This window comes from Ruegeria sp. AB11, from assembly GCF_056536325.1.
The window spans coordinates 2713625-2739239 of record NZ_JBQFJO010000001.1; the positions used below are offsets into that span (position 1 = coordinate 2713625).

Sequence of the window (25615 nt, forward strand, 5' to 3'; positions counted from 1 at the left end):
CTATTCAGCGGCCACACGTTCAGTATTGAGCATCGGTTTTAGGTAGCGTCCGGTATGACTGCTCTCGCATTCCGCGACATCTTCAGGTGTGCCCTCTGCCACGATCTGGCCGCCTCCGTCGCCTCCCTCGGGACCGATGTCGATAATCCAGTCAGCGGTTTTCACCACATCCAGATTGTGTTCGATCACCACAACCGTATTTCCCTGATCCACCAGTTCGTGCAGCACTTCTAGGAGCTTACGAACATCTTCGAAGTGCAGACCGGTTGTCGGCTCATCAAGGATATATAGTGTTCGCCCGGTCGAACGTTTGCTGAGCTCTTTCGACAGCTTCACGCGCTGCGCTTCACCACCAGACAGCGTTGTTGCTTGCTGACCGACCTTGATATAGCCCAGCCCGACGCGCGCAAGGGCATCCATCTTGTCTCGGATCGAAGGCACGGCCTTAAAGAACTCCTGCGCATCTTCGACAGTCATATCAAGCACATCCGCGATGGACTTACCCTTGAATTTGATCTCAAGCGTCTCGCGATTATAGCGCGCGCCCTTACAGGTTTCACAAGTCACATAGACATCGGGCAGGAAGTGCATCTCGATCTTGATCACACCGTCACCCTGACAGGCCTCGCAGCGTCCACCTTTAACATTGAAGCTGAAGCGACCGGGTTTGTAGCCACGCGCCTTGGCCTCGGGCAGGCCCGCAAACCAGTCGCGGATCGGGGTGAAGGCCCCGGTGTAAGTCGCTGGATTTGAACGTGGAGTCCGGCCTATCGGACGCTGATCGATATCAATCACCTTATCCAAATGCTCTAGACCTTTAATCGTCTCGCAAGGCGCCGGTGTCTGACGCGCACCATTCAGCCGCATCGAGGCGGTTTTGAACAAAGTCTCAATCGTCAGGGTGGATTTACCGCCTCCTGAGACCCCAGTAACACAGACGAACTTGCCCAGCGGAAAGTCTGCCGTGACATTTTTCAGGTTGTTTCCGGTGGCCTTGACCACGCTCACCTTCTGCTTCTTACCTTTTCGCCTCTCTGCAGGTACCGCAATTTCACGCGTCCCAGACAGGTACTGACCGGTAATCGAAGCCGCATCACCAGCGATGTGTTCGGGCGTGCCATGGCTGACGACCTGCCCACCGTGAACACCAGCCCCGGGTCCAATATCGAAGACATAGTCAGCCTCGCGAATGGCCTCTTCGTCGTGCTCTACGACGATAACGGTGTTGCCCTGATCGCGCAGGTTCTTGAGTGTCCCCAACAGCCGGTCATTGTCGCGTTGATGCAGACCGATCGAAGGTTCATCAAGTACATACAATACCCCGGTCAGGCCCGATCCGATTTGGCTGGCCAAACGAATGCGCTGGCTCTCGCCACCGGACAAAGTGCCACTTGAACGTGACAGTGTAAGATATTCCAAACCCACATTATTCAAAAAGCCGAGCCGTTCGCGGATTTCCTTCAGAATGGCCCGAGCGATTTCGTTCTTTTGCGCAGTCAGATGGTTCGGCGCATCCTCAATCCAGGCCAATGCCTCTCGGATCGACATCTGGACCACCTGCCCCACATGCAGTCCTGCAATTTTTACAGCCAGCGCTTCTGCGCGCAGACGATATCCCTCGCAGGTGCCGCAGGGACGATTGTTCTGATAACGCTCGAATTCTTCGCGAATCCAGGCGCTGTCAGTCTCGCGATATCGGCGCTCCATGTTGGGTATGACGCCCTCGAAGCTGCGCGTGACCTGATAAACGCGACCACCTTCGTCATAGCGGAACTGGATTTCCTCATCGCCAGAACCACGCAGGAAGACCTGCTGAACTTTATCGGGCAAATCCTTCCACGGCGTGTTTTTGTCGAACTCATAGTGCCGCGCGATGGCTTCGATGGTTTGCAGGAAATACGGGGATTTCCCCTTCCGCCACGGCGCCAAAGCCCCATCATACAGCTTCAGCGTCTGGTCCGGCACAACGAGGCGTTCATCAAAGAACAGTTCAACCCCCAGACCGTCGCAATCGGGGCATGCTCCGAAAGGCGCGTTGAATGAAAACAGACGGGGTTCGATCTCGGGGATCGTGAACCCACTGACCGGGCAGGCAAAATTCTCACTGAACGTGATCCGCTCGGGGTCGCCCTCTTTCGGTGCGGTTTCGAGAATTGCAATCCCATCGGCAAGATCTAGCGCTGTCCGCAGGCTGTCAGCCAAGCGCGTTTCCATCCCTTCACGTACAACCAAACGATCAACCACGACGTCGATATCATGTCGGAATTTCTTATCCAGCGTTGGCGGTTCATCCAACTCGTAGAACTCGCCATCGACCTTGACGCGCTGGAACCCTTGTTTGCGAAGTTCCAGGAATTCCTTTTTGTACTCGCCCTTCCGGTCCCGCACGATTGGGGCCAGCAAATAGCCACGGGTGCCCTCCTCCATGGTCATGATCCGGTCGACCATGTCTTGCACTTGCTGCGCCTCGATAGGCAGCCCTGTGGCCGGACTGTAGGGCGTTCCAGCACGAGCAAACAACAGACGCAAATAGTCGTAAATCTCGGTCACGGTCCCCACGGTTGAGCGGGGATTCTTGGACGTCGTCTTCTGTTCGATCGAAATAGCAGGGCTCAGGCCGCTGATGTGATCTACATCGGGCTTTTCCATCATATCCAGAAACTGCCGCGCATAAGCCGACAAGCTTTCGACATAGCGGCGCTGACCTTCGGCGTAGATAGTATCAAACGCCAGCGAGGACTTGCCCGAGCCAGAAAGACCGGTGATCACCACCAGCTGATCACGCGGAATGTCGACATCAATGCTTTTGAGGTTATGCTCGCGCGCGCCGCGCACCTCGATATTCTTCAGCTCAGCCATTCTGGCCCCCAACAGATACGTCTTTCAGAGATAAGCGAGCAGCGCCGAGTCTCCAATCGAAAAGTTAGAACAAAGCAAGAACTAGCGGATTTTCTCCGGCTTACCAACTACTGAATCGATTTCCGGGCCAATGCCCATGCGCAAATTGGGAAATCCGGGTCATTTTCCAAATCGTCGGTCTCGGGATCGTAGGTCGGTGGCCAATCCAGTTCCAGATTTCGTTGGGCTGCAGGGCGATTGCCCCACTGCTCTGCTTTGATGCCAGTCGGATCAAATCCGCACTCACCTAGCAAATTCTTCAAACCTCGCGCAGTCCACCGAGAACAATCCTGCGGAGCTGCGTGAAACGGAATGAAAAAAGGCACTGCGAGCCAGAAGTAACCGCCAGGTCGCAACATCTCCAACACATTCAAAGTCGCCTCATAAGGTCGATCAAGATGTTCCCAGACCTGATTGGCCAGGATCAGGTCAAATTGCCGGACTTGTCCGTGTTCATCCAGCAATGGTCCGCAGCAGAGATCAAGCTGACGCTGCCAGGCTTGCGTATAGCTTCGAAAGGCGAATTGCTTGCCCCAGGAACCTGAAATCTCGAAAGCCTCCAGCTTCTGCGGATTGAGCACATGAATCCACTGACGGCTGCGGCAGGCCATCACGACCCGGTTCAAGCTTGTCATGAGCACCCTCTCGGACAGAACTAAGTCGGACGGAAACGTCATGCCAGACCTCAAGACACCCTGCAATGCGATAGCGTGGGTATGGGTGTCTGATTTCAAAGGAAAATGGCGCGGTTGACGGGGCTCGAACCCGCGACCCCCGGCGTGACAGGCCGGTACTCTAACCAACTGAGCTACAACCGCGCATTTTGGGTCTATGTGTGATCCGTTTGCCCGGATCAAAGGCTGACAGTGATGGCGCGGTTGACGGGGCTCGAACCCGCGACCCCCGGCGTGACAGGCCGGTACTCTAACCAACTGAGCTACAACCGCCCACTGCCCGTTCATCTCTGAACGTTGGGGTGTATTATGGCCACCGCTGTGCAGCGTCAAGCGGCGTTTTCAAGTTTTTTGCTTAATCACGGATTTTTCCAATGCGAGTAACTTTGAACAATGCTAACGCATCGTGAAAACCCTGCTCCACGGCCAACGGATAACGATTTCAGCTTGCGAATATTTCTTGGTTTCCTTATTTGAGCCCGCCAAGGGTGATTAGCTCAGTGGTAGAGCGCTTCGTTCACATCGAAGATGTCAGGAGTTCAAATCTCTTATCACCCACCATGTTTTCAATAACTTATTAGCTGCAAGTAAAGTGCTGGGATCCTTTCAGATCAAACGCGCAGCACACCCTGCACTAACCACCGACATACACGCCGGACTTCGGGCGATAGAATATCTTCTGGTCATGTAGCCTGCCGAGTAATTCGTGTGCTTTGCGCACAAAGTTCTCGCGGGCCTCTCTGTCCTCATTGCCTTCATCAACAAGTGCGACGGACCTGGCCGAAATCGCATGGCGCATTGCCTCTTCAATCAATTCCATATCTTCCACCGAAAGTTCGAACAGATCGTTGTACCGAGGCATCCTGGGGTCTCCTACAATGGCGCGGGCTCTCAGCGTGCTTGATATTCCAACCCGCGTCCAGCGTTATGATACCCTGAAGATAGACACTCGTGGCAGAAAGTGCTCGACACAACTGGAAAACTTTCCAATTCGTTGCTTTAGGCACTGAGATTCTTGCATGATTATAGAGACTTGCCATGTTTCCTACGGCCTGCTTATCCTGAAATAGTGGTCTTTAGAACCAACGGATTTCCTGGGTGGGTTAACAAATGGCGAAACTAAAGCGGGAAATCGGCCTCGTTGGTCTTACGTTCATTTCAGTCGGCGGCATCATCGGATCGGGCTGGCTATTCGGCCCACTGCTCGCCGTGCAGCATGCCGGCCCTGCCGCTATTCTTTCCTGGATCATCGGCGCGGTTGCGATGTTCATTCTGGCGATCACATTTGCCGAAATCTCGGCGATGCTGCCTATCCCCGGCGGGATCGCACGAGTCCCGCAGTTTTCACACGGCAATATCGTGTCGATGGCTATGGGCTGGACGGCTTGGATTGGCTACAACACGACCGCCCCAATCGAGGTTGAGGCCATGCTTAAATACCTCGCGCCATACGCGTCTTGGCTCCATACGGCAGAAACTGGAGAACTGACCGGGGCCGGTGTCTCTGTTGCACTGCTATTCATGCTGTTATTCGTCGCGGTAAACGCGCTTGGGGTTAAATTTTTCACCCAGGTAAATGCGACACTGACCTGGGCTAAAGTTGCGATCCCAGTTGTCTTGTCAGTTCTGTTGATCGTATCAAGATTTGAAACGCAAAACTTTACGACGCCAGATGGATTCGCCCCCTATGGTCTTAAGGGTATCATGGCGGCCGTATCTACTGGCGGGGTGATTTTTTCCTTCATTGGATTCCGACATGTGGTTGATATGGCTGGGGAAGTTCGCAATCCGAAATTTGCTATACCGGCTGCATTGGTTCTTTCCATTGTGCTGTGTGCACTGATCTACCTCGGACTACAGGTTGCCTTTATAGGAGCACTGGACCCCACAATGATCAGCCAAGGCTGGGCGCACCTGAGCTTTGGCGGTCAAGGGCCATTGGATGGTGTCATCATGTCAGTTGGGCTGTTGTGGTTTCTCAGCCTTTTGAACGTCGGTTCGATTATCGGCCCGTTTGGCAATGGGCTTGTAGCAACAGGTTCAAATGCAAGGATCGCAATGGCCCTGTCACAAAATGGATTCCTGCCGAAGCGGTTGCAGATGCTCTCATCCTTTGGCGTCCCTTTGTGGGCGCTGGCGCTGAACTTTCTGATCGGCACGCTGTTCTTGCTCACCGTACCGTTCACCACCGTCATCGCCTTGAACGGGGCCGCAATCGTCCTCTCATTTGCGGTCGGCCCCATCGCCGTGGTGTGCCTGCGCGATCTGCTACCTGATCAACCCCGCTCGATCCGTATCCCCGCGGTCAAACTTGTCGCGATCACAGCCTTCGCCATTTCAACGTTGATCGTTTATTGGAGCGGCTGGGACACGGTCTGGAGGCTTGGTATTGCCTTGCTTATTGGCATGGCGCTGCTGCTGATCCGCTTTCACAACCGGCTTGATGAGATGGACGCGACAGAAGCCCTTTGGCTGATGCCATATTTCTGCGGCCTGGGGCTGATATCTTACATGGGGCAATTTGGAGACGGTGCGCAGAAACAAATCCCATTCGGTTGGGATATTTTGCTTTGTGTCGTATTTTCGATGGTGATCTTCACACTCGCTGTACGTTCGTCCCTGTCGGATAAAAAGTTTCAGGCTTACATCGCTGATGAAGAAGTGCTCGATCCGTCCAAACCGGTCATCGGCCTTTAAACAAAAAAAGGCGGGGATGACCCCGCCTCTTAACTTTATCAGCAGTCTTAGTGAGCTGTCGCAGACGGTCCGGCACCTTCGGCCGCTTTTGCAGCCGCCGCGGCAGCCTCTTCCGCAGCCTCGTCCCAATCAATCGACTCAGGCGCACGGATAAGTGCCTGCTCAAGGACTTCCGAAACGTGCTTGACCGCGATGATTTCCAGTCCTTCCTTCACGTTATCCGGAATATCTGCCAGATCCTTTTCGTTCTCTTCAGGGATCAGAACAGTTTTGATCCCACCACGAAGAGCAGCCAGCAGTTTTTCCTTCAACCCACCGATTGGCATCGCGTTGCCGCGCAGCGAGACCTCGCCTGTCATGGCGATGTCCTTACGCACCGGAATACCTGTCAGGACCGAAACAATCGAGGTCACCATCGCCAAGCCCGCTGACGGCCCATCCTTGGGAGTCGCACCATCGGGCACGTGGACGTGGATGTCGATCTTGTCGAACTTCGGCGGCTTCACCCCGATCTGAGGCGAAATCGACCGAACGTACGACGATGCTGCGTCGATGGATTCTTTCATCACATCGCCCAGCTTCCCAGTGGTCTTCATCCGACCCTTACCGGGCAGTTTTAGCGCCTCGATATGCAGCAAGTCGCCCCCGACCGAGGTCCAGGCCAAGCCGGTGACAACGCCGACCTGATCGTCCTGTTCTGCAAGGCCGTAGCGGAACTTAGGCACGCCTAGAAAGTCATCCAGATTTTCCGGCGTCACCGTCACGGTTTCCGCTTCTTTCTTGATGATCTTGGTCAGCGATTTTCGCGCCACTTTGGCGATTTCACGTTCAAGGTTCCGTACACCCGCCTCACGCGTATAGGTGCGGATGATCGATTGCAGTGCCTCATCGGTAAGTTCGAACTCTTTGTCCTTCAGACCATGGTTCTTGACCTGCTTACCGATCAGGTGCTGCTTGGCGATCTCGCTCTTTTCGTCTTCGGTATAACCTGCCAGCGGGATGATCTCCATCCGATCCAGTAGAGGCCCGGGCATATTGTAGCTGTTCGACGTGGTCAGGAACATCACGTTGGACAGGTCATATTCGACCTCCAAGTAGTGATCCATGAACGTGTTGTTCTGTTCTGGATCCAGCACCTCCAGCATCGCTGAGGCCGGGTCGCCACGGAAGTCCTGCCCCATCTTGTCAATCTCGTCGAGCAGGATGAGCGGGTTCGTGGTTTTCGCCTTTTTCAGCGCCTGAATGATTTTACCCGGCATCGAACCAATATAAGTCCGACGGTGACCCCTGATCTCGGATTCGTCGCGCACGCCACCCAGCGAGATGCGAATAAACTCGCGCCCCGTGGCTTTGGCGACGGACTTACCCAGTGAGGTCTTACCCACGCCCGGAGGGCCAACGAGGCACAAGATCGGGCCTTTGAGCTTCTTCGAACGCTGTTGAACTGCGAGGTATTCAACAATCCGTTCCTTGACCTTTTCAAGACCATAGTGATCAGCGTCCAGAATGTCCTGTGCACGGCCCAGATCCTTTTTGACACGGGATTTGGTGCCCCATGGCAGAGCAAGGATCCAGTCCAGATAGTTGCGCACAACAGTGGCCTCGGCCGACATCGGCGACATGTTCTTGAGCTTTTTCAGCTCACCCTCGGCCTTCTCGCGCGCTTCTTTCGAAAGCTTGGTCTCGTTGATTTTGGCTTCCAGTTCAGCGACTTCGTTGCTGCCGTCCTCACCATCGCCGAGCTCTTTCTGAATGGCCTTCATCTGCTCATTCAGATAGTACTCGCGCTGCGTCTTCTCCATCTGAGATTTGACGCGGGTCTTGATTTTCTTCTCGACCTGCAGAACAGACATTTCGCCCTGCATCAGGCCATAGACCTTCTCAAGCCGCTCGCTGACGCTGAGGGTTTCCAGAAGTTCCTGCTTCTGTTCGACCTCAATGCCCAGATGACCTGACACAAGGTCGGCCAGTTTCGCAGGCTCAGTGGTTTCGCCGACTGCAGCCAGTGCTTCTTCGGGAATGTTCTTGCGCACTTTGGCATAGCGCTCAAACTCATCCGCGACAGTGCGCAAAAGCGCCTCAGTCGTGGTGACATCGCCGGGAATTTCGGTCAGATACTCGGCACGCGCTTCAAAAAACTGATCGTTTTCAAGGAATTCTGTGATCTGCACACGTGCCTGCCCTTCGACCAGCACTTTAACGGTGCCATCGGGCAGCTTCAGCAGCTGCAGCACGTTGGCCAGAACGCCCGAACGGTAGATACCGTCGATCTCCGGATCATCCTCACCAGGATCAATCTGGCTCGACAACAGAATTTGCTTGTCATCCTGCATCACCTCTTCCAGTGCGCGGACCGATTTGTCTCGGCCCACGAAAAGCGGCACGATCATATGTGGGAATACCACGATGTCGCGCAGCGGCAGGACGGGGTATGAGGAATTCAGAGGCTCTTGCATGCTCTATCCTTATCATTGGCAAGACGGCGCTGGTCCCTGGATCAGGCAACCATTGGCTGTCTCCTGTCTTGGACGATAAAGGTGGGGCACCTGTTCCCCCATTTCAACCTCATCGCCGTTTGTCGTGATGCAGCATGACCCGATGAATTGGGGACTTCAAGGCGTCCGGCAGACATATCCACCGATTTTGGCCCGGCGCGCTGACAAAACCTCCAATAAATTGTCAGTTGGGGATTAAAATATCCGCTGCTTGGCGCGAGATAAAAAGAACCCGTGGCCGACTTCATTCCTGCATTCCAAACCCTTTTTCGAGGAATGGCAGATAAATCCACCAAACGTCCCGGTAACGCCATATTCTGCGCGATCATAACCGTTGCGGTTTTGATTGACGGGTTGGCACAGCATGCGGACAGCGCCTTTATCGGTCATGAAAAATTCATGTCCCCAATCAGACTGACAATCCGCAGGTCGTGGCAAAGCAGGCGCGCCGCTACGCTCAATTATAGTGCAAGACAAATCCGAGGTTCCGGCATCCTGCCCGACAACACATTGGATGTTTTCAGACGGGGTTTCAAAGGTCCAGACATCTGCGTGGGCCAAGGATGCACAAAGAACGATTGCTATAGAAACAAGTAAGCGAGGCATGGAATCCTCCTTAACAAAACAATGAAATTGATGAAACAAACTGAGAACAGTATAGCAAACAGGGCGATGTTTGTCACCGCATGAGACGAAATCTAGAGTGGTTCTATATCGCCCTGCTCTCGTTTTGCATGAAACTGCGCCTGCCACTGCGCAAATGTTCCGTTGGAAATCGCGCCACGCATGCCCTGCATGATTTCCTGAAAGTAGTGAAGGTTATGCCAGGTCAGCAGCATTCCCGAGATCATCTCATTTGACCGGAATACATGGTGCAGATAGGCGCGGGAATAATTTGAGCACGCAGGGCACGTACAATGCTCATCCAGAGGACGCGGGTCGTCAGCATGGCGGGCGTTCTTGATGTTGACCACACCGTAGCGCGTAAACACCTGCCCGGTACGTCCGGACCGCGAAGGCAGCACGCAATCCATCATGTCGATACCGCGTGCCACGGCACCCACGATGTCGTCGGGTTTGCCCACACCCATCAGGTAGCGCGGCTTATCCTCAGGCAGGAATTCTGGTGCGTAGTCGAGGCAGCTGAACATGGCCTCTTGCCCCTCGCCCACCGCGAGCCCACCAACCGCATAGCCTTCAAAACCGATCTGTTTTAGCGCTTCTGCGCTTTCTTCACGCAGGTCTTGTTCCAACCCGCCCTGCATGATCCCGAACAAGGCATGTCCGGGGCGATCACCGAACGCATCCCGAGACCGTTCGGCCCATCGCATCGACAATCGCATCGACTCGGCGATGCGGTCCCGATCCGAAGGCAATGCCGGGCATTCGTCGAAACACATCACGATGTCCGATCCCAAAAGGCGCTGGATCTCCATCGAACGTTCAGGTGTCAATTCGTGCTTTGACCCATCGATATGAGATTTGAAGGTCACGCCCTTCTCAGTCAGCTTGCGCAAGCCAGCCAGCGACATGACCTGAAACCCGCCCGAGTCTGTCAGGATCGGGCGTTCCCAGTTCATGAACTTGTGCAAACCACCCAGGCGGTCGATCCGCTCGGCCGTAGGACGCAGCATCAGGTGGTAAGTGTTGCCCAGCAAGATATCCGCACCGGTTGCGCGGACGCTTTCGGGCATCATTGCCTTAACCGTCGCCGCAGTCCCAACGGGCATGAATGCAGGCGTCCGCACCTCGCCGCGAGGCGTGTTGATCACGCCAGTGCGGGCCTTGCCATCTGTGGCTTTCAGGTCAAACGAGAAACGGTCGGTCATGTTGGGGCCTCGGGTCGCGGAACCGGGCAGGCTTTGCCCGATCTGCTGGTTCAATGCAACCCGTCAGGGCAGAGATGCAACACGTTCGGTAAACAGTTGTACAACCCCTGCCCCGTCCACATTCCGGCATACGCGTACTGCAGGCCGCGAAGGGTTAATACGTGTGGCCCCGATGTCAGGTCCTTCGAGCGACACCTGCAAACCAGTTTCAACTACATCGAACATTGGCTCATGCGTGCAAGCGATTACTGCCGTTGAATCGTGCAGGCCACAACCTTCAAGCCCGCCAACCTCTTTGTAGAACTTCAAATAGAACCGCGAGATGTCGCGCAGAAAACCACCCATATCGGGGGATTTCTGAGCCAACCCTTCGAAGTCGGCAGTTTCATAAAGCGTTTTCAAGGTCACATCCAAGCCAACCAGCACGGTCGGCAGAGACGCTGCGAACACTTCATCGGCAGCCTTGGCATCATGGTAAATATTCGCTTCGGCATACTCGGTGATGTTACCCGGGCAGTAAACCGCGCCACCCATGATCACCAGCTTGGCCACATTGTCGGCAAAATCCGGGTCAAGCTTGATTGCATCCGCAATATTGGTAAGCGGGCCAACAGCACAAACGACCAATTCACCGCGATGCGCGCGCGCCATTTCAACCAGGAACTCTGCGCCTGTCAGCGCGTGGTTCTCGCCAATATGCGGGATATCGGTAAAATCACCGAACCCTTCAGGCCCGTGTACATGCTCGGACGGCGCGTGGCGGTCTTCACCACGTGCAAATGGCGCCCCTTCAGCTACTGGAATATTCAATCCAAGTTTATCAACCAGATAGCGCGCATTGCGACTGGATTGATGCACGTGAGTATTACCAAAGACGGTCGTCAGGCCAACCAACTCTATTTCCGGTGCTGCAGCGGCATAGGCGATGGCCATCGCATCATCGATGCCGGGATCAGTATCAATTATCAGTTTCATCCCCGCCCGATACCGCAAACACAGGTAGGATGCAAAGCGGTCACAGGCAAAGAATTCGCACCGCATTAACTGTTTCAAAGATTTGCATTTGGGCGCACTCAATCCATACCAGAGTTGAAATCGGGCGACTCAATCCCCAAATGTATACTATAGTACACAATAAATGAGGACAGATATGACAGAAGACCAGATTATCGGACTGCTTACTTCGAACATTATTTATCTGCTGGCGGCAGCGCTAATTGCACTTGTCATCTTCAAGGGCATCAAGATCGTGCCTCAATCCGAGAAATACGTGGTTGAACGGTTCGGCCGCTTGCGCTCGGTTCTTGGGCCCGGAATCAACTTTATCGTTCCTTTTCTTGATGTTGCACGTCATAAGATATCCATCCTTGAGCGTCAGTTGCCCAACGCAACTCAAGACGCGATCACCAAGGACAATGTTCTGGTGCAGATCGATACCTCGGTGTTCTACCGTATTCTGGAACCTGAAAAGACTGTATACCGTATCCGTGACGTAGACGGTGCGATTGCCACAACCGTGGCCGGCATCGTCCGTGCGGAGATTGGTAAGATGGACTTGGATGAAGTTCAGTCGAACCGCGCGCAACTGATTGAACGCATTCAGGAAAGTGTCGAAACCGCTGTTGACGATTGGGGTATCGAAGTGACCCGCGCCGAGATTCTGGACGTAAACCTCGACCAGGCCACCCGTGACGCAATGCTGCAGCAGCTGAATGCCGAGCGCGCGCGCCGCGCACAGGTAACAGAGGCCGAAGGTCAGAAGCGTGCCGTTGAGCTGCAAGCCGATGCCGAGCTTTATGCCGCTGAACAGACCGCCAAAGCCCGCCGTATCCAGGCCGAGGCCGAAGCCTACGCGACTCAGGTTGTTGCCAAGGCGATTCAAGATAATGGATTGGAAGCTGCGCAATACCAGGTCGCCTTGAAGCAAGTGGAATCACTGAACGCTTTGGGTAATGGCAGCGGCTCGCAGACAATTGTGGTACCGGCAAATGCTATTGAAGCGTTTGGGAATGCCTTTAACATGCTGAAAGGAGGAAAATAATGGCTGAACCTTTCTGGCTTACTTGGTGGGTCTGGCTGGCCGCAGCGCTCGCTTTGGCCATCCTTGAGGTCGCCCTGCCAGGCTTCATCTTTCTTGGCTTTGCCATCGGAGCAGCCATCACAGGATTGCTGTTGCTGATACCAGGGCTGGTGCCTTCCCTGCCCGTTCTATTGCTGATCTTTGCGGTTCTTTCGCTGGTATCCTGGCTCGCATTACGCCGCATGTTCGCACTGCCTCACGGACAGGTCAAAACCTTCAATCACGATATCAACGAGTGATTTTGTACTGGCGCCCATTCCGGGCGCCACTGCCCCTCTGGACGCTGGTCGGCGGTTTCCCTATATAATTTCTCAGGTAACAGACCCGAGGCATCAATGACCCACCCCAGCGAACAGTTTGAAGGCAGCCCGCTCATTGCGCCTTCGACCATCGAACATCCTTTGTACGACGCGATAGTGGACGCGTGCCGAACAGTTTTTGACCCTGAAATTCCGGTCAATATCTATGATCTGGGTCTCATCTATACCATCGACATCACCAATGAAAACGCGGTCAAAGTCATTATGACTCTAACGGCCCCCGGCTGCCCAGTCGCCGGCGAGATGCCCGGTTGGATCGTGGAAGCCATTGAACCCGTTGCGGGCGTCAAGGAAGTTGACGTCGAACTGACTTGGGAGCCGCCTTGGGGTATGGAGATGATGTCAGATGAAGCGCGGCTTGAGCTGGGGTTCATGTAACACCGGTCTCTCATCAGGTTTTACCGTTTGTCGTGAAACGGTTATGCGCCTGTTACAAATGCGTAGACATTGTGACACAATAAGCCGGTACTTTTCGGTTGTTGGCGCAGTGATACATATTGTGCCGGCACACCGGGTCGCAAACCTGTCTGCTGTCCCCAAATTGACCTAGCCCGGATATTGACCGCCCTTGCCCGAGGGCGGTCTTTTCCGGTTGCTACTAGTTGATTCCACAGGTCGATTTGATTTCCGCGGCTCTCGCATCCAACTGTTCGACGTAATCGCCAGAAAGCATCTTTAGGTGTTTGTTCTCGGTCCCGGTTATCAAACCCAATAAAGCTCCGGCTGGTAGGATCGAGACAACGCTTTCCGCTTGTTGTTCCTCCGCATGCTTCTTTTCTGCCGCGATCGCACGAAGATCACCCGGTGCTGTGGCACAATTGACCGGGTGCCGTTTGTCCTCACCAGCGGCGAATGTCGGATAAGCCAGTGCAATGCAAACCAACCCAGTGGAAATACTTCGACCAAACAACTGCTTTGCACTTAATGCCATCTTACTTCGCCTCTGTCAGAACAATAAATCCACGTCATCCGACCATATCCCGCGCGATATTGCCAACCCGAATTCCCGATCAACGCGCCAAATGTGTGGGAATTGTGCCCTCCCTCTCTTGAGCCCGACGAGCGTCGGCCTTAGATTGGAGATAACGCGCGAAGACGGAGCCCATCATGTTTGGCATTCCCGGCAAACAAGCCGTGACCATGACACCCAAAGCCGCTGAACAGATTGTTCGGCTGATGAATTCTGGCGGTCACGCCGGTCTGCGCATTGGCGTCAAGAAAGGCGGCTGTGCTGGTATGGAATATACCATGGACTATGTCGATGAAGCCGACCCAAACGATGAGGTGGTCGAACAGGATGGCGCCTGCGTGATGATCGCGCCAATGGCACAGATGTTCCTGTTTGGGACCGAGATCGACTATGAGGTTTCACTGCTCGAATCCGGCTTTAAGTTCCGCAACCCGAACGTGGTCGATGCTTGCGGCTGCGGGGAATCGATCAAGTTCGACGATACTCTGGCGACGCAGCGTTAAGACGCTGCCTGCAGGTGCACGTAAGTTTCATTAAATCGCTGCGTCAAGTGCTCTCCAGCCCGAATTATCTTGCCTGAATCCGGTGGGGCGACATTGGTGTCATAAGAGGGATTGAAGAACAGCGGGACCGAGATTCGCTCGTCTGAACTCCCTTTGACTCTATGTTCGGTTGCCGTGACTTCACCGTCTGTCCAGAACTCCAACATTTCGCCAAAATTGATAATGAACTGACCTGGTGCGGCGTTTACGGCCTGCCAATCGCCATCAGGCATACGCACCTCTAGCCCCGGAGTACCATCGGTGGCCAACAATGTCAGGCAGCCATAGTCAGTGTGAGCAGCGATCCCAAAATCGTTCTCTCCTGCCCAATCAGGACGTTGCGGATAGAAGTTACCGCGCAGCAAGGCCATGGGCGTATCAAAGGCGGCATCAAATCTGTTCGCATCCCGACCGATGGCAACGGCAATGGCACGCAGAACACGCATGGCAATGGCACAAGCGTCCGAATAGTAGACTTGGATTATTGTCCGGAACTCGCCGGAAAATTCCGGCCAGAGGTTGGGGGCATATACGCTCAGTTCTCGCTCTGCATAAGGATCATTGGCGGACAGTTCATAGCCGCAGTCAAAGACTTCTTTAAAATCAGGGTTCGCCACAGGATCGACTTGCTCAGAACGAGGTGCACCCCAGCCGCGGTTGGCACCGGTGGTGGCCATGTCTACAGTCCGCTTGATCTGTTCAGGTTGCCGAAAAAAGTTGCGATATTCGCTAATCACCTGATGAACGCGCTCAGCACAGAGTCCGGTATTGAAAATCGTCAGAAATCCGACCCGGCCAATGGCATGTCTCAGCTTATCCATCTCCGCCGGCTCGCGCTGGTCCAGCTTTGCAAGGTCTAGGTTGTCTATCATGCTGCCCTCTGCATTTACGCGTGCAATCTGTCCACACAATTCGCGGGCCGCAACCGGAATTGTCAGCGCTGCTTGCCAGTGATATCCGGAATGCAGAACGCACAAAACCGGAGGGATCGCAATGCGGCGTAAGTTGGCGGCAGGCAATTGGAAAATGAATGGAACCGGCGTTGCGCTGAACGAATTGAAAGAGTTGAGTGCGTCACATCCCTCTTCCCCCGTCGAAATCCTGATCTGCCCGCCTGCCACATTGCTTCATCGCGCTGGAACAACTGTCGAAGGCTCGGGAATCACTATCGGCGGACAGGATTGTCACTCCGCGACTTCGGGTGCGCATACCGGGGATCTAAGCGCCGAGATGCTGCTTGATGCAGGGGCAGACGCGGTAATACTCGGCCATTCCGAACGTCGAGAGGACCATGGCGAACAGAACGAAGACATTCGCGCCAAGGCCCGCACAGCGATGGACGCGGGCCTAAAAGCGATAATCTGCGTTGGCGAAAGCCTTGAACAGCGTGAAGCGGCGAACACACTGGACATCATTGGAGGTCAGATGTCGGGATCAATCCCGGATCAGGCGACCGGCGAAAACCTCATCGTTGCCTATGAACCCATCTGGGCGATTGGGACCGGCAAAGTGCCAACCCTGGAAGAGATCGGCGAAGTGCACGATTTCATCCGCGCCCGGCTGGAACGCCGCTTTGGTGAAGGCGTGGGCCGCTCGGTCCGGTTGCTCTATGGTGGGTCGGTAAAACCCAGCAACGCCGCCGAGATTTTTGGAGTATCAAATGTCGACGGGGCACTTGTGGGTGGCGCTAGCCTGAAAGCCCAAGATTTCTCGGGCATCATTCGCGCGCTTGAAAAGGCCTAAGTAGAATTAGGCCAGTTTCATTATTACCAAACCGGTAACAATCAGAACCGCCGCACCGATCCGCATCGGTGTCAGCGCTTCGCCCAGAAACAAGATGCCAACGGTGAACGCACCGACGGCGCCGATTCCGGTCCAGATGGTATAGGCCGTTCCAAGCGGCAATTCCCGCATGGCCATCGCAAGCAGACCAAATGACCCGATCATTGCGACACCCATGATTGCTGTCGGCCACAAGCGTGTAAAACCTGCGGTCTGCTTCATTGCGACGGCCCAGACAATCTCAAGCAGGCCAGCGAACAACAGTAATATCCAGGGCATAAGAACACCTCACTTTCCGAGTTCGGGTCGTCCCGAATGATCATCCATGATGGTGAGGTCGTCCTCTGACGCTCAGATATGTGCTTAGACTTCAGTTTCAAGACACAAAAAACCGGGCGGATTACGCCGCCCGGTTCAAATGATCGGTGTATTTGATCTAGTTGGTTATGATCTCTGGCCCCATGAAAGTGTTGGGCAGGAAGGTCGAAATCCACGGGATATACGTCACCATGATCAGGAAGACGAAGAGCACGGCCAAAAACGGCAGCGCCGCGCGCACAACACTCATCATTGGCATACCCGCGACGCCTGAAGTTACGAAAAGGTTCAAACCAACCGGCGGCGTGATCATCCCAATCTCCATATTCACCACCATGATGATGCCCAGATGAATCGGGTCGATGCCCAACTCAATCGCAATCGGAAAGACTAGAGGCGCCACGATGACCAAGAGGCCTGAGGGTTCCATGAACTGACCGCCGATCAGCAAGATCACGTTAACCACAATCAGGAACGTTACCGGCCCCAGTCCCGCGGACAGCATAGCGCTTGCGATATGCTGCGGGACCTGTTCATCGGTCAGAACATGCTTCAATATCAGCGCGTTGGCGATAACAAACAGCAGCGTGACGGTCAGCTTGCCAGCTTCGAACAGCGTATGCTTGGTGTCGGGGTGCACAAAGGCCGTGACCAGAGCATATGGCTTTTTCAACAGCGAGATGTTCTGAGCATCGCCTTCGGTGCTGAGTGGCCCCATGTCCTTGTAGACAAAGCTCGCGATCAGGAAGGCGTAGACAGCTGCAACCGCAGCGGCCTCGGTCGGAGTAAAGATACCTCCGTAGATACCACCGAGGATGATGACGATCAGGAACAAGCCCCAACCGGCCTCGCGCGCCGAGGTGAAGACTTCTCCCCAACCTTTCCAGTCTCCTTTGGGCAAGTTCTTGACCTTGGCCATAACGTAGATGGTGATCATCAACATCAGACCTGCCATCAGACCTGGAATGACACCTGCAAGGAACATCCGCCCGACCGAAACTTCGACGGCGGCAGCATAGACAACCATCACGATGGACGGAGGGATCAGGATGCCCAAAGTACCAGCGTTACAGATCACACCAGCGGCGAATTCCTTGGAATAACCAACCTGACGCATCCCTGCGATGACGATCGATCCGATGGCCACGACGGTAGCTGGCGATGAACCCGAAAGCGCGGCGAACAACATACAGGCGAACACGCCCGCAATTGCCAACCCGCCCGGCAGATGCCCCACACAGGCAATCGAAAACCGAATGATCCGGCGTGCAACGCCGCCTGTCGTCATGAAGGACGACGCCAGGATAAAGAAAGGGATCGCGAGCAACGTAAAGTGCCCTTCGAACGCCTCAAACAGCGTGCCCGCGACCGAGGCCAGCGAACTGTCGGAATAGATCAGCAGGAAGAGGGTCGAGCTGAGGCCCAGCGAGACCGCAATCGGAACACCGATCAGCAGCAGACCAATGACCATCGAGAAGAGAAGAACAACATCCATCAGTCATGCTCCCCCTGCTGCGCGCGAACCTCTTCGATCTCGTCCTCAACCTCGTGGCTAGCAACAAGGCGGTCTGTTTCGCCGCGCCAGATTTGGACCGCGACCTGTGCGAAGCGGATCACCAGCAACAGCATCGACAAGGGCAGAACGAAATACGGAACCACCTTGGGCAGTTTCTCGTAATACTCACCGTAGTTGATCATATCTTCGAGAAACCGCAGCGGTGCGACCATCGGGATATCATCAACTTCATAGAAGCTCTGGCTACGCGCACTCATGTCAAAGCCGGTCGGAAACCAGCGACCCGAAGTTGGCGGCAGATCGGCAAACACCGCCCAGTAGTCATACGACCCCTTGAGCAAGAGCAGCGAAAACACCAGACAGCACGCAACCGCTATCAGCGCCAAAACCCGGCGCGGCGCAGGGGCCAGCATGTTCAGGATCGCATCTACACCCAGATGCGCGTGTTTTTTCACGGCATAAGACGCACCTAGAAGGACAAGCCAACCAAATGTGAATACCGTCAGCTCTAGTGCCCATAGGATATTGGAATTAAACACAAACCGAGCGATCACATTGGCAAAAGTGACGATCGTCATCACGCCCAACAGACATGCAATCATGGTTTCTTCGATATGGTCGACCAGCCCGCCTTGGCCGGATTTCGCACCAGACATCTCTCTGTCCCCGCATTTTTTTGATGAGAGTGGAGGGAGTGTGGCGGGCCATCACGGCCCGCCTGACCTACGCGTCCATAACTCCCCAGTTCCCGGACACGCGGCTTGATCCGGGATCAGAACCCGGCGTTGATCGCCTGTGCAGCGTCGATCTTGTCCTGACCTACGTCGTCAGCGAATTTGTCCCACACGGGCTTCATCGCATCGACCCAAGCCTGACGCTGCTCAGGGTCCAGATCACGAATAATACCGCCTGCGTCAGTGATCGAGGCCTTAGCCGCTTCGTTCACCGCAAAGGCTTCCTTGTTCCGGGTCTCCGTCACTTCGGTTAGAATTGTCAGGAACTGATCACGGACTTCGGGGTCCAAGCTGTCCAGCCAGTCCACAGAAGTGACCACAAGATAGTCGATGATACCGTGATTGGTCTCGGTGATACCATCCTGCACTTCAAAGAACTTCTTGCCGTAAATGTTCGACCAGGTGTTCTCCTGCCCGTCCACAACACCCTGCTGCAGTGCGCCATAGACTTCCGAGAATGCCATTTTCTGAGGGCTACCACCGATGGCTTCCATCTGTGCCACCAGAACATCCGAGGACTGCACGCGGAACTTGAGGCCGTCAGCATCCGACGGATCAACCAAAGGTTTGTTCGCGGACATCTGTTTCATGCCGTTATGCCAGAATGCCAGCCCTTGCAGGCCACGACGCTGCATGCTGTCTTTCATCGCCTGACCATCAGCCGAGGCCTGGAATGCATCAACGGCATCGATGTTCTTGAACATGAACGGAAGGTCGAACAGGCGGAACTGTTTGGTGAACTTCTCGAACTTCGACAGCGATGGCGCGGCCAGCTGCACGTCGCCCTGCAGCATCGCCTCAAGCACTTTATCGTCATTGTAGAGGGTCGAGTTCGGATAGACCTCCATGCACATAACGCCGTTCATTTCGTCATTGACGCGCTGCTCCAACAGCGAGGCGGCAATACCCTTGGGATGTTTGTCAGTATTGGTCACATGGGCAAACTTGACCACGATCTCACCGTCATCACAGGCCGCCATCCCGGCCGTCGCAGTGACAGAAAGTGCAATTGCAGTTGCTGCCGTTGTTAGGAATTTCATCAGTCTTTTCCTCCCAGATTTCCCTAAAACTTCGATCAAGCGCTCAGTCCGCGCCGTATGAAGCGGAGTGAAGCGAATCAATCTCTCCCTCTCAACGGTTTGTTCCGTTACTAACCAAATTAATAATTATTGTTTATTATCAATACGTTTAATGTCCTTTTTCGCAAATCAAGAAAGCTACCGCAATGCTCTGTGCGAAATTTCGCACAGAGCAACCACGTCGAGTGCGAGTTTTCGCACAAAATCAAATCAACCCGACCGAATCGATTCGTCTGGGCAATGTGCGACCGCAGCCCGCATATGCGGGCTGCCCGGCCCAACAGTTTTGCTGGTATGTTAATACTGGCAAAATAGGCGGGAGGATCTGCCTACCGACGATAATCTTCTGGTCGTATTTCGTAGCGAGCCAACTTGTCATAGAACGTCTTGCGCGGCAGTTTCAGAGCCTTGGCCGCGTCAGAAGCCTTGCCATTGTGGCGCCCTAGTGCGGCGACCAACAATGATTTCTCGACCCGCGCCATTTGTTCGCTCAACCCTAGGTCCGCAGCCTGCCCGACCTCTTCTGGCATTCCCAACACAAATCGCATGGCGGCGGACATCAAAGAACGCGCATTTCCCGGCCAATCCTGCGCCATGAGAGTGGCCAGATGTTCAGGTGTTATCTCAGGCTCGGCGATACCAGCCTGTTCCGCCGCCTGTGCCACATAATGGCGAAAAATGATCGGAATATCCTCTGGGCGCTCGGATAATGCAGGAATGCGAACCCGCATGACATCAAGGCGATAGAACAGATCGACGTTGAACCGCCCCTGTCCAGAAAGCTGTGACAAGTCGGATGTTGTGCCTGCTATTATTCGCGCATCTGTCCCTTGCTCGATCAGTTCCAACGCTGCGTATTGAGTGGAATCCGGCATTGCGGAAACCTCATCAAGAAACAGCGACCCGCCAGCCGCGTCCCCACAGACCGTTAACAAATCTTCGGGCGTCAGGCTGGCGGCCGGGCGCTTGACAAAAGGTCCCTGCCCGACCGGAGACATCAGATGCACAACCTCCGCGACTTTGGATATACCGCTGCCCGCCGGTCCAGTGACCAAGACTTCGGCGTGTGTCGGTGCCACGCTCCGCACGCGCTCTCGCAAGGCTTCGGCTTGCTCTGACAAACCGAATAGCATTCGGGCTGCTGGATCGCCTCGCTCTAACTCGCGCTTGAGCTCACGCTCACGCAACACCTCTGACCGCGCGGCAATCGCACGCTCCAGAACCGCCAGAAGATCTGCTGCCGCACAGGGCTTTTCAAGAAAATCGAAAGCGCCTTGTCCCATGGCCTGCACAGCCATTGGAATATCCCCTTCGCCGGTCAGCAAAACAACTGGTAGTTCAGGATCAACCTCGCGCGCGAAGTTCAGTAGGTGGAACCCATCGCGGCCAGGCATCCGAATATCTGAGATTATCACACCGTCAAATTCGCTATGAATATGATCTTTCGCCGCAACAAATGATCCCGCTGTAACCGGTTCATATTCTGCCAATTCAAGCGTCTGTGCCAAAGCTTCACGAACAGCGGCATCGTCGTCGACCAAAAGCACTTTGCGGATCATGCAGCCTTATCCTCGCTGAAGGGTTCCAGTTCGACGGTAAATTCAGCACCGTCGTCGGTATTTGCGCCGCGAATGTCCCCTCCGAAACTTTGAACCAAACCGTAGGAGATGGATAGCCCCAGACCCATCCCTTCAGATGAACCCACTGTCTTCGTGGTGTAGAACGGTTCAAACACGCGATCTGGGTCTTCGATACCCGGCCCGGTATCTCTGACCGAAACACGAATGGGCTGCCCCTCCGTCAAAGTGATCGAGATTTTGCGGGCTGCCCGATCAGCCATGGCGTCTGCGCCATTATTGATCAGGTTGACGAAAACCTGCACCAAACGCACTTCACCTCCCCAGGCGTAAACCGCCGAATTTGGCGGCTCCCAACTCAATTCGACGCCTTCGTCTCGTAAACGAGACTCAGTCAATTCGGCAGCCGTATTCAAAACTTCAACCAAGTCGACGCGCCCCATCGGCTCGCTCTCGTTTCTAGCAAATGCGCGCAGGTTTTTTATGATCCGGGCCATACGCGCAGCCATGTCGGAAATCCGGCTCAGGTTTTCACCGGTTTTTTTTTCTTTACCGCGTTCCAGAAATGCTGACCCGTTATCAGCGAATTGCTGGATAGCCATCAACGGTTGGTTCAGCTCGTGGCTGATCCCCGCTGACATCTTGCCCAATGCGCTCAGCTTACCTGCTTGAACCAGTTCGGTCTGAGCTTGCTTAAGCGCCGCCTCGGCTTCTTCACGCTCAGCGACTTCACGGCGCAAAGCCGAGTTTGCCGCTGTCAGCGCTCGCGTGCGCTGGGCCACCCTGCTTTCCAATACAGTATTGGCATCCGCTAATGTTCGCCGACGTTCTGAGGCCAGAAACAACAACGCTCCAAACGCGAAACAGATCGCTGCAACCGCTGCGGCTTGTAATCCTGCCAAACGACGAGCAGGCGCGACATCAACCAGCATCTCGGCAGTCATCGCAATCACCGGCAGGTCGAGAGTCAGGTGCAACGCGCGGCGAGGAAGATAACGCCCCCAATTCAGTTTCCAAACTTCATGCCCGGCAACTCGTGACGACGCAAATTCAACATTCTCACCTGCTGGTGACATCAAACCCTGCTGGCCTTGCGCACGGTGCCAAAGCAACAGGTCCGAGCGGTTCGAAATAAAAACGACCCCATCCGCATCAACAAAGAACACCGCATCCGTACTTCCACGCCATGTCTGCTCGACATCCTGCACGTCGGCCAGAACCATCAGTGCACCCTTTATTTGCCCTGAATCTCCAAACGCTGGCGCTGCATACGAATATATCCGATCCCCACTCTCGTCTTCGACTCCATGCGCGCTCCCTAACGCGCCTTGCATGGCGCGTTCAAAAGCCGGGTGCTCAGACATATCGCGCTGCGCCACGGGCTGTGCCGCCGCCAGAGCCTGCCCATCTGTGTCCAGGTAGATCACATTAACCGCAGCGGTCTTGTCAGCCACATCCAGCAACACTTTTCGTGCTGCTTGCTGCTGCGCCCCGGCACCAAGCGCCTGTAATGCAGGATGGTCCGCCATCAACGCAGCCACTTCCTGATATACTTGCATTTGTGTGCTCAACCGGTCCGCCGCCAGCTCCAGATCCGCCTCGGCCTTTTCGCTCAGCTGCGACAAGGCCTGACGATAGCCATATGTCCAGACCCCAGCCGACAACGAACCAACTGCGCACAAAAAACCTACAATGATCCAAATCCGTTGCATATCTAGGGTCTTGCATTCAGCGACGCCCATGGCAAGTGTGCAGCGCATGAAGACGCTCTACCAATCCCCGACTGACCGGGCATTCGTGCAAAACCCCTACCCGTTCTATGACACTGCGCGTCAATTCGGCGATCTGTTCTATTGGGAGGAGTATGGCTTGGTTGCAGCCGCTTCGTACAAGGCTGTGCATACATTGTTGCGTGATCGGCGCTTTGGGCGCGAAATACCAACGGAATTTGCAAAACCCGGCCCAAGCCACCTTGCCCCGTGGCTTGAGGTTGAGTCGCATTCAATGTTGGAACTCGAACCACCCAGGCACACAAGGCTGCGATCGTTAGTCCTGCGGGCCTTTACATCCCGCGCCATTGCCGCGTTGGAGCCCGCCATAGAAGAATTATGCAACGATTTGATCGAGAGATTTCCCGATGGCCCCTTCGATCTATTGCAGGCCTATTGCACACAGGTTCCTGTCATTACGATCTGCCGCCTACTGGGCGTTCCCGAACAGATGGCACCAAAATTCCTGCATTGGTCCCACGCGATGGTGTCCATGTATCAGGCAAACCGAACCCGCGAAATCGAGGATGATGCTGTTCAGGCCACGCAAGAGTTTACGGCCTATCTTGAAGACTACATCGAACTGCGACGTCGAGACCCGCGCGATGACCTGATCACGCGGTTGATCGCAGCGGAAGAAGACGGCGAAAAACTCTCACGCGATGAATTGATAACAACCTGCATCCTATTGCTGAATGCCGGTCACGAAGCGACGGTGCATGCCATCGGCAATGGCGTGAAAACCCTACTGACAACACGCACCCAGCAGCTTCTCCTGTCACCCAACTCCATTGATGGGGTCGTCGAGGAAATTCTGCGATATGATCCGCCCCTCCATATGTTCACACGCTATGCCTATGAAGAAATAGAGCTATTTGGGCACCGCTTTTCCCGCGGAGATCAGGTCGCATTGCTTCTGGGGGCCGCCAATCGTGACCCATCGGTCTGGCACCAACCCGATACGTTCGATCCAACACGAGACATAAGCGCCAACACCAGTTTTGGCGGAGGTCTCCATTTCTGCGTCGGCGCCCCTCTGGCACGATTGGAAATGCGTATCGCGCTTCCAATCCTGTTCAACAGACATCCCAACTTGCGGCTTGCAGATGACCCTGGATACTCGAACAGTTATCATTTCCATGGGCTAACCAAACTGATGGTGGAAACGTGAATCCCAGACGCGCATAAAGCATCAACCGGTCTATCGATCCCGGATCCGTTCTTCATCTGGCCAAAAATATCCCCGGGGAGTCGCCCTTGGGCGACGGGGCAGCGCCCCCAATCACCCGCCTTAATTCAACCGACAGATTTCAATGGCAGCATGGTGGTAGATTTGATCTCTTCCATCGACAACAAAGCCGTAACGTTGTGCACTCGAACCTCTGATATCAGCGCCTGGTAAAATGCATCATAGGCACGCGCATTCCTGACCCTTACCTTCAGGATGTAGTCGATGTCGCCGGCCAGCCGATGTGCTTCCTGCACCTCAGGACGGTCTCGCAAAGCTTTCAGGAACTTCTGCTGCCATTCCGCTTCGTGTTCCGACGTACGGATCAGCACAAAGAAAGTGGCCTCGAATCCAAGCGCCTCGGCATCCAGCAGAACCGTCTGTTGACCAATGACCCCTGCACCCTTCAGCTTGCGAATACGATTCCAAACTGGCGTCTTCGAACTGCCGACGCGGGCCGCGATTTCGTCCAGCGACTGGCTCGCGTCCCGTTGCAGCTCGGCTAGAATTTTCCGATCCGTGTCGTCTATCCGCACCGACATTCCAAATTTCCTTCCAATTCAGGACAAAGGTTCCGCCTGCAGCCAGTAAAAGAACATGTGTCCTTATTTGTTGGCGCATATGGCGATTTGCCGGGAATATTTCCTATATTGCCATTCAAGTCAATTCAGTCACGAGATGATCCGATGCAGGTCAAACAGTCAGATGAACGCATGAACATGCCCGGCTTATCCCAAGCCGTGTTCGGCCTGCACCTGATCTCGGTTTTTCATAAGGAGTTTGCCTGATGGCCCGCGCTTTTACCCCTAAAGTCGTCACCGCCAACGACCTATTGGAAGGCGATGTGATTTACCAGACCGAAGATGACCGCTGGTCGCGCGATCTATCCGAGGCCGAGCTGATCACCGATGAAGCCCATGCACAGGTTCGATTGCTGGATGCCGCGCGTCAGGCAAACAAGATCGTTGGCGCGTATCTCGCCGATGCGATCGCCGGTGACAAAGGACCTGAACCTACCCATTTCCGGGAGGACTTCCGCCGGACTGGTCCGTCCAACTATGCCCACGGCAAACAGGAAACCTCCCCGCAGCCCCGGGTCTGATTTCA

General features: G+C 54.7%; 24 protein-coding genes and 3 tRNA genes. 9 read left to right on the forward strand and 18 right to left on the reverse strand.

Annotated features, from left to right (window positions below; translation table 11 throughout):
* The 4 genes from uvrA to ACR3EJ_RS13665 all read right to left on the reverse strand — a co-directional run bounded on the left by uvrA (position 1) and on the right by ACR3EJ_RS13665 (position 3845).
* A complete protein-coding gene (gene uvrA / locus ACR3EJ_RS13650; protein WP_170539414.1) occupies positions 1–2859 on the reverse strand; it encodes an excinuclease ABC subunit UvrA in 2859 nt (952 codons plus the stop codon).
* 107 nt (positions 2860–2966) lie between these two features.
* Positions 2967–3533 carry a methyltransferase domain-containing protein gene (locus ACR3EJ_RS13655; RefSeq protein WP_170539411.1) on the reverse strand — a complete coding sequence of 189 codons (567 nt, stop codon included), beginning with the start codon at positions 3531–3533 and terminating at the stop codon, positions 2967–2969.
* 106 nt (positions 3534–3639) lie between these two features.
* Positions 3640–3716, reverse strand: a tRNA-Asp gene (locus tag ACR3EJ_RS13660).
* 52 nt (positions 3717–3768) lie between these two features.
* Positions 3769–3845: transfer RNA gene (locus tag ACR3EJ_RS13665), tRNA-Asp, on the reverse strand.
* A 213-nt stretch (positions 3846–4058) separates the two neighbouring features.
* Here ACR3EJ_RS13665 and ACR3EJ_RS13670 point away from each other — a divergent pair.
* Positions 4059–4133, forward strand: a tRNA-Val gene (locus tag ACR3EJ_RS13670).
* A gap of 73 nt (positions 4134–4206) precedes the next feature.
* Here the strand turns inward: ACR3EJ_RS13670 and ACR3EJ_RS13675 are convergent.
* Positions 4207–4434 carry a hypothetical protein gene (locus ACR3EJ_RS13675; RefSeq protein WP_170469869.1) on the reverse strand — a complete coding sequence of 76 codons (228 nt, stop codon included), beginning with the start codon at positions 4432–4434 and terminating at the stop codon, positions 4207–4209.
* Positions 4435–4682: 248 nt separating this feature from the next.
* Between ACR3EJ_RS13675 and ACR3EJ_RS13680 the strand changes: the two genes are divergently transcribed.
* Positions 4683–6269: an APC family permease gene (locus tag ACR3EJ_RS13680; protein ID WP_170539408.1), complete on the forward strand. Its 1587-nt coding sequence runs from the start codon at positions 4683–4685 to the stop codon at positions 6267–6269.
* A gap of 47 nt (positions 6270–6316) precedes the next feature.
* On the opposite strand, the gene lon is transcribed toward ACR3EJ_RS13680, so the two are convergent.
* The 4 genes from lon to ACR3EJ_RS13700 all read right to left on the reverse strand — a co-directional run bounded on the left by lon (position 6317) and on the right by ACR3EJ_RS13700 (position 11568).
* Positions 6317–8725 carry an endopeptidase La gene (gene lon, locus ACR3EJ_RS13685; protein WP_010439805.1) on the reverse strand — a complete coding sequence of 803 codons (2409 nt, stop codon included), beginning with the start codon at positions 8723–8725 and terminating at the stop codon, positions 6317–6319.
* 234 nt (positions 8726–8959) lie between these two features.
* A complete protein-coding gene (locus tag ACR3EJ_RS13690) occupies positions 8960–9370 on the reverse strand; it encodes a DUF6636 domain-containing protein (protein WP_170539405.1) in 411 nt (136 codons plus the stop codon).
* A gap of 92 nt (positions 9371–9462) precedes the next feature.
* Positions 9463–10593 (reverse strand): tRNA guanosine(34) transglycosylase Tgt, encoded by a 1131-nt coding sequence (tgt, locus tag ACR3EJ_RS13695; protein ID WP_170539402.1) that lies wholly within the window; start codon positions 10591–10593, stop codon positions 9463–9465.
* A 63-nt stretch (positions 10594–10656) separates the two neighbouring features.
* The gene (locus tag ACR3EJ_RS13700; protein ID WP_170539399.1) at positions 10657–11568 is read right to left on the reverse strand and encodes a nucleoside hydrolase; all 912 of its coding nucleotides are present in this window, start codon (positions 11566–11568) and stop codon (positions 10657–10659) included.
* A 175-nt stretch (positions 11569–11743) separates the two neighbouring features.
* Between ACR3EJ_RS13700 and ACR3EJ_RS13705 the strand changes: the two genes are divergently transcribed.
* The 3 genes from ACR3EJ_RS13705 (at position 11744) to ACR3EJ_RS13715 (ending at position 13371) form a co-directional block, all read left to right on the forward strand.
* Positions 11744–12634, forward strand: coding sequence for an SPFH domain-containing protein (locus ACR3EJ_RS13705; protein WP_010439798.1), 891 nt, complete (start codon positions 11744–11746; stop codon positions 12632–12634).
* Entirely contained in the window at positions 12634–12912 is a 279-nt protein-coding gene (locus tag ACR3EJ_RS13710; RefSeq protein WP_170469854.1) for an NfeD family protein, read from the forward strand. The genes ACR3EJ_RS13705 and ACR3EJ_RS13710 overlap by 1 nt, the downstream gene beginning before the upstream one ends.
* Positions 12913–13008: 96 nt before the next feature.
* Entirely contained in the window at positions 13009–13371 is a 363-nt protein-coding gene (locus tag ACR3EJ_RS13715) for an SUF system Fe-S cluster assembly protein (RefSeq protein WP_010439793.1), read from the forward strand.
* 220 nt (positions 13372–13591) lie between these two features.
* Here ACR3EJ_RS13715 and ACR3EJ_RS13720 read toward each other — a convergent pair whose 3' ends face one another.
* Positions 13592–13924 carry a hypothetical protein gene (locus ACR3EJ_RS13720; RefSeq protein WP_170539396.1) on the reverse strand — a complete coding sequence of 111 codons (333 nt, stop codon included), beginning with the start codon at positions 13922–13924 and terminating at the stop codon, positions 13592–13594.
* A gap of 176 nt (positions 13925–14100) precedes the next feature.
* Between ACR3EJ_RS13720 and ACR3EJ_RS13725 the strand changes: the two genes are divergently transcribed.
* A complete protein-coding gene (locus ACR3EJ_RS13725) occupies positions 14101–14466 on the forward strand; it encodes a HesB/IscA family protein (RefSeq protein WP_170469848.1) in 366 nt (121 codons plus the stop codon).
* On the opposite strand, the gene ACR3EJ_RS13730 is transcribed toward ACR3EJ_RS13725, so the two are convergent.
* Positions 14463–15377 carry an isopenicillin N synthase family dioxygenase gene (locus ACR3EJ_RS13730; protein ID WP_170539393.1) on the reverse strand — a complete coding sequence of 305 codons (915 nt, stop codon included), beginning with the start codon at positions 15375–15377 and terminating at the stop codon, positions 14463–14465. The genes ACR3EJ_RS13725 and ACR3EJ_RS13730 overlap by 4 nt on opposite strands.
* A gap of 121 nt (positions 15378–15498) precedes the next feature.
* On the opposite strand from ACR3EJ_RS13730, the gene tpiA reads away from it, so the two are divergent.
* The gene (gene tpiA, locus ACR3EJ_RS13735) at positions 15499–16248 is read left to right on the forward strand and encodes a triose-phosphate isomerase (protein ID WP_170539390.1); all 750 of its coding nucleotides are present in this window, start codon (positions 15499–15501) and stop codon (positions 16246–16248) included.
* 6 nt (positions 16249–16254) lie between these two features.
* On the opposite strand, the gene ACR3EJ_RS13740 is transcribed toward tpiA, so the two are convergent.
* From ACR3EJ_RS13740 to ACR3EJ_RS13765, 6 genes are all read right to left on the reverse strand, one after another.
* Positions 16255–16566, reverse strand: a complete 312-nt coding sequence (locus tag ACR3EJ_RS13740) for a DMT family transporter (protein ID WP_170539385.1) — start codon at positions 16564–16566, stop codon at positions 16255–16257.
* Positions 16567–16723: 157 nt separating this feature from the next.
* A complete protein-coding gene (locus ACR3EJ_RS13745; RefSeq protein WP_170469835.1) occupies positions 16724–18100 on the reverse strand; it encodes a TRAP transporter large permease in 1377 nt (458 codons plus the stop codon).
* Positions 18100–18777, reverse strand: coding sequence for a TRAP transporter small permease (locus tag ACR3EJ_RS13750; RefSeq protein ID WP_170539382.1), 678 nt, complete (start codon positions 18775–18777; stop codon positions 18100–18102). Before ACR3EJ_RS13750 ends, ACR3EJ_RS13745 begins: the two co-directional genes overlap by 1 nt.
* Positions 18778–18893: 116 nt before the next feature.
* Positions 18894–19895, reverse strand: a complete 1002-nt coding sequence (locus ACR3EJ_RS13755; RefSeq protein ID WP_311201786.1) for a DctP family TRAP transporter solute-binding subunit — start codon at positions 19893–19895, stop codon at positions 18894–18896.
* A 368-nt stretch (positions 19896–20263) separates the two neighbouring features.
* Positions 20264–21493 carry a sigma-54-dependent transcriptional regulator gene (locus tag ACR3EJ_RS13760; protein WP_170539378.1) on the reverse strand — a complete coding sequence of 410 codons (1230 nt, stop codon included), beginning with the start codon at positions 21491–21493 and terminating at the stop codon, positions 20264–20266.
* Positions 21490–23271, reverse strand: coding sequence for a sensor histidine kinase (locus ACR3EJ_RS13765; protein ID WP_480422989.1), 1782 nt, complete (start codon positions 23269–23271; stop codon positions 21490–21492). Before ACR3EJ_RS13765 ends, ACR3EJ_RS13760 begins: the two co-directional genes overlap by 4 nt.
* On the opposite strand from ACR3EJ_RS13765, the gene ACR3EJ_RS13770 reads away from it, so the two are divergent.
* On the forward strand, positions 23270–24451 hold the full coding sequence (locus ACR3EJ_RS13770) for a cytochrome P450 (RefSeq protein WP_170539375.1): 1182 nt from the start codon (positions 23270–23272) through the stop codon (positions 24449–24451). The two genes, ACR3EJ_RS13765 and ACR3EJ_RS13770, sit on opposite strands and share 2 nt — an antisense overlap.
* A 125-nt stretch (positions 24452–24576) precedes the next feature.
* On the opposite strand, the gene ACR3EJ_RS13775 is transcribed toward ACR3EJ_RS13770, so the two are convergent.
* Positions 24577–25050 carry an Lrp/AsnC family transcriptional regulator gene (locus ACR3EJ_RS13775; RefSeq protein ID WP_170539370.1) on the reverse strand — a complete coding sequence of 158 codons (474 nt, stop codon included), beginning with the start codon at positions 25048–25050 and terminating at the stop codon, positions 24577–24579.
* A 245-nt stretch (positions 25051–25295) separates the two neighbouring features.
* On the opposite strand from ACR3EJ_RS13775, the gene ACR3EJ_RS13780 reads away from it, so the two are divergent.
* Positions 25296–25610, forward strand: a complete 315-nt coding sequence (locus ACR3EJ_RS13780) for a DUF2849 domain-containing protein (protein ID WP_170469818.1) — start codon at positions 25296–25298, stop codon at positions 25608–25610.
* Positions 25611–25615 lie beyond the last annotated feature (5 nt).